At 72.6% G+C, this 8,382-nt stretch carries 6 protein-coding genes; 4 read left to right on the top strand and 2 right to left on the bottom strand.

Features of this window, described 5'->3' with window-relative positions; translation table 11 throughout:
- Positions 1-143 precede the first annotated feature (143 nt).
- Complete coding sequence (locus HUX53_RS28680; protein ID WP_217920031.1) at positions 144-1,148, top strand: phosphodiester glycosidase family protein; 1,005 nt, start codon at positions 144-146, stop codon at positions 1,146-1,148.
- Between the two features lie 79 nt (positions 1,149-1,227).
- On the opposite strand, the gene HUX53_RS28675 is transcribed toward HUX53_RS28680, so the two are convergent.
- On the bottom strand, positions 1,228-2,007 hold the full coding sequence (locus HUX53_RS28675; protein ID WP_176406333.1) for an NYN domain-containing protein: 780 nt from the start codon (positions 2,005-2,007) through the stop codon (positions 1,228-1,230).
- 251 nt (positions 2,008-2,258) lie between these two features.
- The gene (locus tag HUX53_RS28670) at positions 2,259-3,779 is read right to left on the bottom strand and encodes a ricin-type beta-trefoil lectin domain protein (RefSeq protein WP_176406332.1); all 1,521 of its coding nucleotides are present in this window, start codon (positions 3,777-3,779) and stop codon (positions 2,259-2,261) included.
- A gap of 243 nt (positions 3,780-4,022) precedes the next feature.
- On the opposite strand from HUX53_RS28670, the gene HUX53_RS28665 reads away from it, so the two are divergent.
- The 3 genes from HUX53_RS28665 to HUX53_RS28655 all read left to right on the top strand — a co-directional run.
- A complete protein-coding gene (locus HUX53_RS28665) occupies positions 4,023-5,570 on the top strand; it encodes a TIGR02677 family protein (protein WP_309237482.1) in 1,548 nt (515 codons plus the stop codon).
- Positions 5,567-6,733, top strand: coding sequence for a TIGR02678 family protein (locus tag HUX53_RS28660; RefSeq protein WP_176406331.1), 1,167 nt, complete (start codon positions 5,567-5,569; stop codon positions 6,731-6,733). The genes HUX53_RS28665 and HUX53_RS28660 overlap by 4 nt, the downstream gene beginning before the upstream one ends.
- Positions 6,730-8,382 (top strand): TIGR02680 family protein (locus HUX53_RS28655; protein WP_176406330.1); only part of this gene is annotated, 1,653 nt, incomplete at its 3' end. The genes HUX53_RS28660 and HUX53_RS28655, both read left to right, overlap by 4 nt.

Raw genomic sequence — 8,382 nt, 5'->3', positions numbered from 1 at the left:
TGTGGTGGTTGTAGGTTGACGGTGTGTTGATTGTGTGAGTGTGTTGTTGTTTTTGAGGGTGAGGCGACACGAGATGTCTCAACCTTCCTCTTCGTCGGCAGCGTAAGAGGTGTATAAGAGCCAGGCGCAACCTGAAGGTCTCCGTGGGCCTGCTGCGTCCGCCCGTGGTCGCCGCGCGCCGGACGGTTTCGGAGATGGCGGACGCGCAGCAGGCGGTGGCGGGCGTGAACGGCGACTTCCTCAACATCAAGACGACGCATCCCGGGGTGGCGGCTACCGGGTCGTCGTCCGGTGCGGAGGTGGTCGAAGGGCGTCCGCTCAAGGGGGCGGTGCCGGACGGGCAGCGGTTCGGGCCTGCGCTGCCACCGGGGACGTCGGGTGAGAGCGTCATCGGTGTCGGGATCGACCGGCGCGGGCACGTCGCACGGCTTCGCCTGACCGGGAGCGTCCGAGCGGGGAAAAAGTCGATCGCGCTGCGCGGGCTCAACCAGTACGCGTTGCGTGTCGGAGGCGTCGGCGCGTTCGACTCGCGGTGGGGTGCGGTTTCGCGGCGGCGCGCGGTGTGCGGGACGGACGAGGTCCGCAGCGCCCCCTGCAGCACGAACACTGCCGAGGTGACCGTGCGGCGGGGCGTGGTGATGGGCGTTTCCGACACGGTCGGTGCGGGGGCGATCCCGGCGGGCACGATCGTGCTCGTCGGGCGGGAGAAGGGGGCGGACGCGCTGCGCCGGCTCCGGCCGGGCGAGCGGGTGCGGGTGTCCTACCGCTTCACCGGGCCGGTCCGTTTCCGGTTCGCCGTGGGCGGGTTTCCGATTCTGCGGGACGGCGAGCCGCTGGACGGCCTGAGCCCGCGAGGCCCGGCGCCGCGCACCGCCGCCGGGGTCAGCCGCGACGGCAGGCAGTTGTACCTGGTCGTCGCGGACGGCAGGTCGGCGTTGAGCGGCGGGCTGACCGTCGCAGAACTGGCGTCACTTATGGACAAGGTGGGCGCCGACGACGCCGTGAACCTGGATGGCGGAGGCTCCTCGACCTTCGTTGCGCGCGCCCCCGGCGCGGCCTCGGTGACCGTTCGCAACGCCCCGTCGGGCGGCACGGAACGCGCCGTCGCGAACGGCATCGGCGTCTTCCGCGCGGCCCGCCCCGGCTAGAGCCCCTGCGCAGGCACCGGGCACCGCCGGGTTCCCCTCTGCGGGCAACGCGCCCTGCTGCGGCGCCGGCCGCTGGACCTCAGGCGCCCGGCTTCTTGTCCTGGTGGCGTTTGTCGCGGACGTAGATGATGGCGGCCTTGCCGTCGCCGGGGCTGCGGCGGTCCAGGACGAACAGGGTCGTGGCGGCGATCAGTTCGTTGAGTTTGGCGTAGCCGTAGCTGCGGGAGTCGAACTCGGGGCGCTGCTTGGTGATGATGTGGCCGACGGACGCCAGCGGAGCCCACGCGTCCTCGTCGGAGGCCGCTTCGACGGCGTTGCGGAGAAGGTTGACGAGTGCGGTGTCCTGCTTGAGTTTCGCGGCCGTGGTCGGGGGCGCCGGTTTGAGCGTCGCGGCGGCGGGCGTGGTCGAGCCCTGGTCGTAGGCCAGGTTCTCGATGTAGATGAACTTGTCGCATGCCGCCACGAACGGCTTGGGCGTCTTGCGCTCACCGAACCCGTACACGGTCAGACCGGACTCACGGATGCGCGCGGCCAAGCGGGTGAAGTCGCTGTCGCTGGAGACGATGCAGAAACCGTCGAAGCGATCGGAGTAGAGCAGGTCCATCGCGTCGATGACCATTGCGGCGTCGGTGGCGTTCTTGCCGGTGGTGTAGGCGAACTGCTGGATCGGCTGGATCGACTGGTCCAGCAGATGTTCTTTCCAGCTTCGAAGGCTCGTGCTCGTCCAGTCGCCATAGGCCCGCTTGACGTGAGCGGTGCCGTACTTGGCGACCTCGGCCAGCAACCCCTCGACGGTCGCGGCCTGCGCGTTGTCGGCATCGATGAGCACCGCCAACCTGAAAGCGTTCTCGCTGACCATGCACGGCCTCCTCAGAACATCACCGATCCACCGGGCACTCAGCGGCACGGAACGTGGTCAGTACATCAGAGGTCGTAGGCGTCCGCTTGGTCCGCGCCGGTACGGGCTCCGGTGAGCGTCCGCACTGGCCCATCGGGATGTCCGGAGCCGAGGTGCGCGGCGCCGCGTCGGCGGAGTCCCGCCGCCAGTGTCCCCCGGGCCGTCCGAGGCCCCCGGCATCGGACGGCCGGGGGCCTCTCCAGGCACGGGGCCTACGCGAAACGCTGGGCGGCGGAGCCGTCGCAGGCCCGCAGCGACACCGCCTTGCTCGCGACCGGCTGCGTCAGGCACAGGCCGTTCGCGGTCGCCGGGCGGATCGTGCCGTCCGCGGGCATCGTCCACTTCTGGTTGTCGCCGCCGTGGCAGTTCCACAGGATCGCGGCGGTGGATGCGGCGGTGTTGCCCGAGTCCAGGCACCGGTCATGGGTCAGCCCGGTGTGCAGGGACTGGTACTCGGGGTCGTACCACCAGGTCTGGTTGCGGGCCCCGTGGCAGTCCCAGCCCAGGACGGCCGTGTTGTTGCGGGAGGACGCGCCGTCGACGTCCAAGCACTGCCCGGTGGCCTGGTTCTTGAGCGGCTTGAACTTGTCGTCCCATGCACCGGCGTAGAGCTTCGGGCTGTTGGTGGAGGCGGGGTCGGCGCACGACGCCTCGCGCAGACCGGAGTCGTAGAACTGGCTGAAGCACTGCGCGAACACGCCGTGCCCCGTGGCGTTGGGGTGGTAGGACTGCCGGACGGAGTTGCTGTCCGGCGGCCACGAGCCGTCGTAGAAGAAGCCGCGCGCCCAGGTGGTCTCCATGCACACCTCGTGCCCGTGGAACAGGCGCGAGTTGTCCAGGTAGTAGGCGCCGGACATCTGCGCCGCCTTGCGGACGCCGCGCTCGAGCGTCGGGACGGCCGTGTTGCGGCCCCAGGCCGCGTCGGAGTCGTAGCCGAGGCAGCCGCCAGGCCACTTGCCGGGGAACCGGGGATTGTCCGCGAAGTCGGGACCGATCGGCGACGGGTAGCTCATCAGCACGAGCTTGTAGGCGTCGTCGGTGTACCCCGCGTCGCGCATGACCTGCTTCAGGTCGGTGACGGTGGCCGCGACCTTCGGCACCATGCCGTCCACGCGAGCCTGCCAGCCCGGCGCGTACTTCGGCTCGCACGGGCCCTGGGAGAGCACCCAGCGCTCCACGCAGTCCGTCATCACCGGACCGAACTCGACGTCGTCGTTGGCGCCGATGACCACGACCACCATCTTGACCCGGGTGTTGCGGGCCTTGATCGCGAGGTTGTCGCTCTGGACGAGCTGGTCGGCGTACTGCTTCGCGCCGCCGATCTTGACATTGCCGGTGGTCGCTCCCGAGCAGGCGATGTTCGCCGACACGTCGGCCGGGACGGTGGTGCGGTGGATCGCGGCGTCCAGCGAACGGTGGCACCAGTTCGCCGGGCCGTCGGTACCCGGCTCGTACGAGCCCGCGCCCTCGCCGGAGATCTCCGAGTCGCCGATCGACACGAGCGAGGTCTTCCGCGCAGCGATCGGGCGCACCTCCGGGCTGCCGTACAGCTTGGTGGCCTCGGCCGCGCGGACCTGCTCCAGGTCCGCGGGGAGTGGCGTGGACGCCGCCGCGAGCGTGGCGCCGGTGGTGGTGGTGGCGGCGTTCGCGGAGGGGGCGGCGAGCGCGCTGAGGGACAGGGCCGCGGTCGCTGCGACCGCGCAGGTTCTCAGCCATGACCTTGGCTGTGGCATCGGATCTCCCTGGGGGGTGGGGCCAGACGTCCAGATGATGACCCAGCGCCAGGGCCTAGGGAAGACCCAAACATGAGGGATGTTCATTTTCTAATCTAGGGGCTGCCGCCGGGCCCGCGAGGGGAGCGGCGATGGCGCTCGGCACGCTCTCCGGCGTCCGGTGGCGGGGCCGGAATCGGACGCGAGCGCCCGGCCGCCGACGAGTCGTCCCGTCCACTGCCGCCCAGGCGCCACAATGGGGCGGTGACTGATCTGGACTCGGGGCCGGACGGACCACAGCCCTTCGCCCACCTGAACACACCGAACGCGGCTCTCTACCGGGACGTGCTGCGGTCCTTCGCCCGGGCGAAGGAACGCTTCATCGTCCATCTGCGTCCCGAGGACGTGGCCGCGGAGCTGCGCCGCGAGAGCGACGAGCAGCTCAGCCAGGCGCTGGACAAGCTCGTCGAGTGGGGCAACCTGCGGGCCGACGCCGACACCGGCCGCGTGACCACCGTCGAGGACTTCCACCGCAAGCGGTTCCTGTTCCAGCTCACCGCGGCCGGCCATGCCGCCGAGCAGGCCATCGCGTTCTACGAGGAGGCCATCGGGCAGCGCGGCGTGCTGCAGTCGGTGGCGCTCGCCGACATCGCCGAACAGCTCTCGGCGCTGTCCGCGCTGGCGGACGAGGACGATCCCGACCCGGCCAAGGTGCACCTGCTGCTGCTGACGCTGGCCGAGCGCTTCTCCTCGCTCGCCGACAACGCGCAGGCGTTCATGGCGTCGCTGCGCCGGGCGATCGACTTCTCCGACGGCGACGTCGAGGGCTTCATCGCCTACAAGGAACGCCTCATCGACTACATCAACCGCTTCATCGCCGACCTCGCCAACTCGGGCGCCCGGATCGCGGCCCTGCTGGACGAGGTGGAGGACCGCGGCCACGAGCGGCTGCTGACCGTGGCCGCGCGACGGGAGGCGTCCGACGCGGTTCCGGAGGGCGCGGACGCCGCCGAGGCGTTCGGCCGTGCCGAAGCCGCCGCGCTGGAGTCGTGGCGCAACCGGTGGCGGGGCCTGCGCGACTGGTTCGTGTCCGGTGGGGCCGCCCGCCCGTCGCAGGCGCGGCTGCTGCGGCAGTCGGCGGTGACGGCGATCAAGCAGCTGGTCGACACGGTGGGGCTGCTGAACGAGCGGCGGTCGGGCCGCTCGGACCGCTCGGCCGACTTCCGCGCGCTGGCCCGCTGGTTCGCCGAGGCGCCGGACGAGGAGGCGATGCACCGGCTGTGGCGGGCCGCGTTCGGGCTGACGTCCGCGCGGCACCTGACCGTCACCGCCGCGACCGTGGCGGCGTGGGAGGAGGAGTCCGCGCAGGGGGTGCCGTGGGCGCAGGCGCCGCCGGTGCGGATATCGCCGCAGCTGCGCCGGACCGGCTCCTACGAGCGGCGCGGCAAGCCCAACCGCGTCCAGGACCGGTCGGAGCTGCGGCGGCTGCTGCGCGAGCGGGCCGACCTGGAGGCGGCGGAGACGGCGGCGGCGCGGGCCCGCCTGCGCACCGGCGGTCCGGTGCTGCTGTCGGAGCTGGGTGTGCTGGACGCGCGGGCGTTCCGGCTGTTCCTGACACTGCTCGGGGACGCGCTGGCGGCGCGGCTGCCGGGCGACACGGAGGTGAAGGCGCTCACCGGGGACGGGTCGATGGAGGTGCGGCTGTCGCTGGTGCCCGGCGGCGGCGAGGTCCGGATCGTCACCGCGGACGGCGTGCTCACCGGGCCCGAGCACATCATCGAGATCACCGATCTGAGCGGGGGCGGGAGGTGAGCGACGACGACCTCGCACGGCGGCGGGCGGCGCTGCGGGCGCTGCTGAAACGTCCGCTGCTGACGGTCGAGTCCGATCCGGACGCCCTCGTCCTCGTCCGCCGGCACCAGTCCGAGCTGCGGGACTGGCTGAGCCGGGAGACGGGCTGGCGGCTCCAGGTGGACGCCGAGACCGCGCGGCTGTTCAAGACGGCGCCGACGCTGGACGACGGGACGCATCCGGCGCGCGGCAAGGCCGGGGAGCCGTTCGGCCGCCGCCGCTACGTCGTGCTGTGCCTGGCGCTGGCGGTGCTGGAGCGCGCCGACGCGCAGACGACCCTCGGCCGGCTCGCCGAGGAGGTGCTGAACGCCGCCGCCGAACCCGATCTGGCGTTCCCGTTCACCCTCGACAGCCGGGCGGAGCGGTCCGACCTGGTCGCGGTGGTGCGGCTGCTGATCGGCTGGGGGGTGCTGCGGCGGGTGTCCGGGGACGAGGAGTCGTACCTGTCGGCGACCGGGGACGTCCTCTACGACGTGCGCCGGGTCGTCCTCGCGGCGCTGCTCACCGGCGCGCGGGGGCCTTCGACGGTGTCCGCGGAAGCGTTCGAGGAGCGCCTCGCGGAGCTGACCGACGAGCCCGTCCCCGACACCGACGACCTGCGCAACCGGGCGCTGCGGCGCGGGCTGACCCGGCGGCTGCTGGAGGACCCGGTGGTCTACTACGGCGACCTGGGCGACGCCGAGCGCGGCTACCTGGTCTCGCAGCGCGCCGCGATCACCCGCCGGATCGAGGAGGCGACCGGGCTCGTGCCCGAACTGCGCGCGGAGGGCATCGCGATGGTGGACCCCGACGACGAGCTGACCGACGTGCGGATGCCGGAGCAGCGCACCGACGGGCACGCGACGCTGCTGGTCGCCGAGTACCTGTCCGGACGGGACGAGGCCGGGCGCGGCGAGCTGGAGGCGTTCGTGAAGGACGCGGCGGCGCGGCACAGGTCGTTCTGGCGCAAGGGCGTGACCGAGCCCGGCGCCGAGCGGGACCTGCTGGACATCGCGCTCGGGAAGCTGGCCGCGCTGCGGCTGGTGGAGGTGCTGCCGGACGGCCGGGTCCGGGCGCGTCCGGCGATCGCGCGGTACGCCGTGGAGGAACCGACCGTCCGCGAGACGAAGGGAGCCGCAAGGTGAGCGGGACGCCCGTTCCGACGTCCGAGCGCTGGAAGCCGCTGCGCGCCGGGCTGGTCGACATGTTCTACTACGACGCCGAGGAGTTCCGGTTCCACGACGGGCGGCTGCTGCTGCGCGGCAACAACGGCACCGGCAAGTCGAAGGTGCTGGCGCTGACGCTGCCGTTCCTGCTGGACGGCGAGCTGTCCCCGCACCGGGTCGAGCCGGACGGCGACCGGCAGAAGCGGATGGAGTGGAACCTGCTGCTCGGCGGGAAGCACCCGCATCCGGAGCGGCTCGGCTACACGTGGCTGGAGTTCGGCCGCCGCCACCCGGACGGGACGGCGGAGTACCGCACGCTCGGCTGCGGGCTGAAGGCGGTGAAGGACCGCGGCATCGTCCGGCACTGGTTCTTCGTCACCACCCGCCGGGTCGGCGCCGACCTCTCGCTGGTGTCGGAGACCGGCGTGTCGCTGACGCGGGAGAAGCTGCGCGAGGCGGTGGACGGCCACGGCATCGTCTACGACCGGGCGTCGGACTACCGGCGGGCCGTGGACGACGCGCTGTTCGGCCTCGGCGAGCACCGCTACGAGGCGCTGGTCAACCTGCTGATCCAGCTGCGGCAGCCGCAGCTGTCGAAGAAGCCGGACGAGCGGCTGCTGTCGCGGGCGCTGACGGAGGCGCTGCCGCCGCTCAGCCCGGCGCTGATCACGACGGTCGCGGAGGCGTTCCGGGGCCTGGACGAGGAGCGGGACGCGCTGCGCGCGCTGGAGGAGGCGCACAAGGCCGCCACCGACTTCCTCGGGCACTACACCCGGTATGCCCGCATCGCGGCGAAGCGGAAGGCGGCGGGGCCGCGCCTCACGCAGAGCAAGTACGAGCACCTGAACCGGGATCTCGCCGAGGCGGAGGCGCGGTTCGCGGCGGCCGAGACCGAGCTGGCCGAGGCCGGCGGCCTGCTGGAGGGGCTGGCGGCGGAGAAGACCCGGCTGGACGCGCGCCGGAACGCCCTTGAGGCGAGCCCGGAGATGCGCGACGCCCGGCGCATCGAGGAGATGGGCGAGGAGGTGCGGCGCCGCGCCTCCTACGCGACGCGCCTGGAGCACGACCGCGACGGCCTGACCGGCGAGGCGGCGCGCAGGCAGTCCAGGGCCGAGACGACGCGGGCGCGGGCCGACGAGGACGAGGCGTCCTTCGGCGCCGTGCGGGACCGTTCGGCGGCACTGGCGGCCGCCGCCGGATGCGGGACCGCCCACGCGGAGGCCATGGCGGGCTGGGAGACCGGCCCCGCCGGGGCGCGTCGCGACACGGGCGCGCTGGCCGACGAGAGGTCGCGCGCCCTCGCCGAACTCGACCGGCTGATGGCCGCGGTCACCGCGGCGCGGACCCGGCTGGAGACCGCCACCGCCGAAGCGGAACGGCTGCGCGGCGAACTGCAGGCCGCGGCCGAGCGGATCGCCGCGGCGGAGGCGGAGACGCGGGCGGGCGCGGCGGAACTGCTGGACGCCCCCGCCACCTACCCCGCGGGCCTCGCCGAGATCCGGCTGGCCGGCCCCGGCGCGGGCCGGGCACGGTCCCTCATACACATCCGACGCCGCCGCCGGAGCGGGGCGTCGAGACGACGCGAGGCCACGCATCCTCGCACAAAATCCAACAACACCACAACAAAC

It is taken from the genome of Actinomadura sp. BRA 177 (assembly GCF_013372625.1).
In the GTDB taxonomy this organism is placed as follows: domain Bacteria; phylum Actinomycetota; class Actinomycetes; order Streptosporangiales; family Streptosporangiaceae; genus Spirillospora.
The sequence above is the reverse complement of the archived record's forward strand: the minus strand, read 5'-3'. Positions and strand labels throughout refer to the sequence as shown.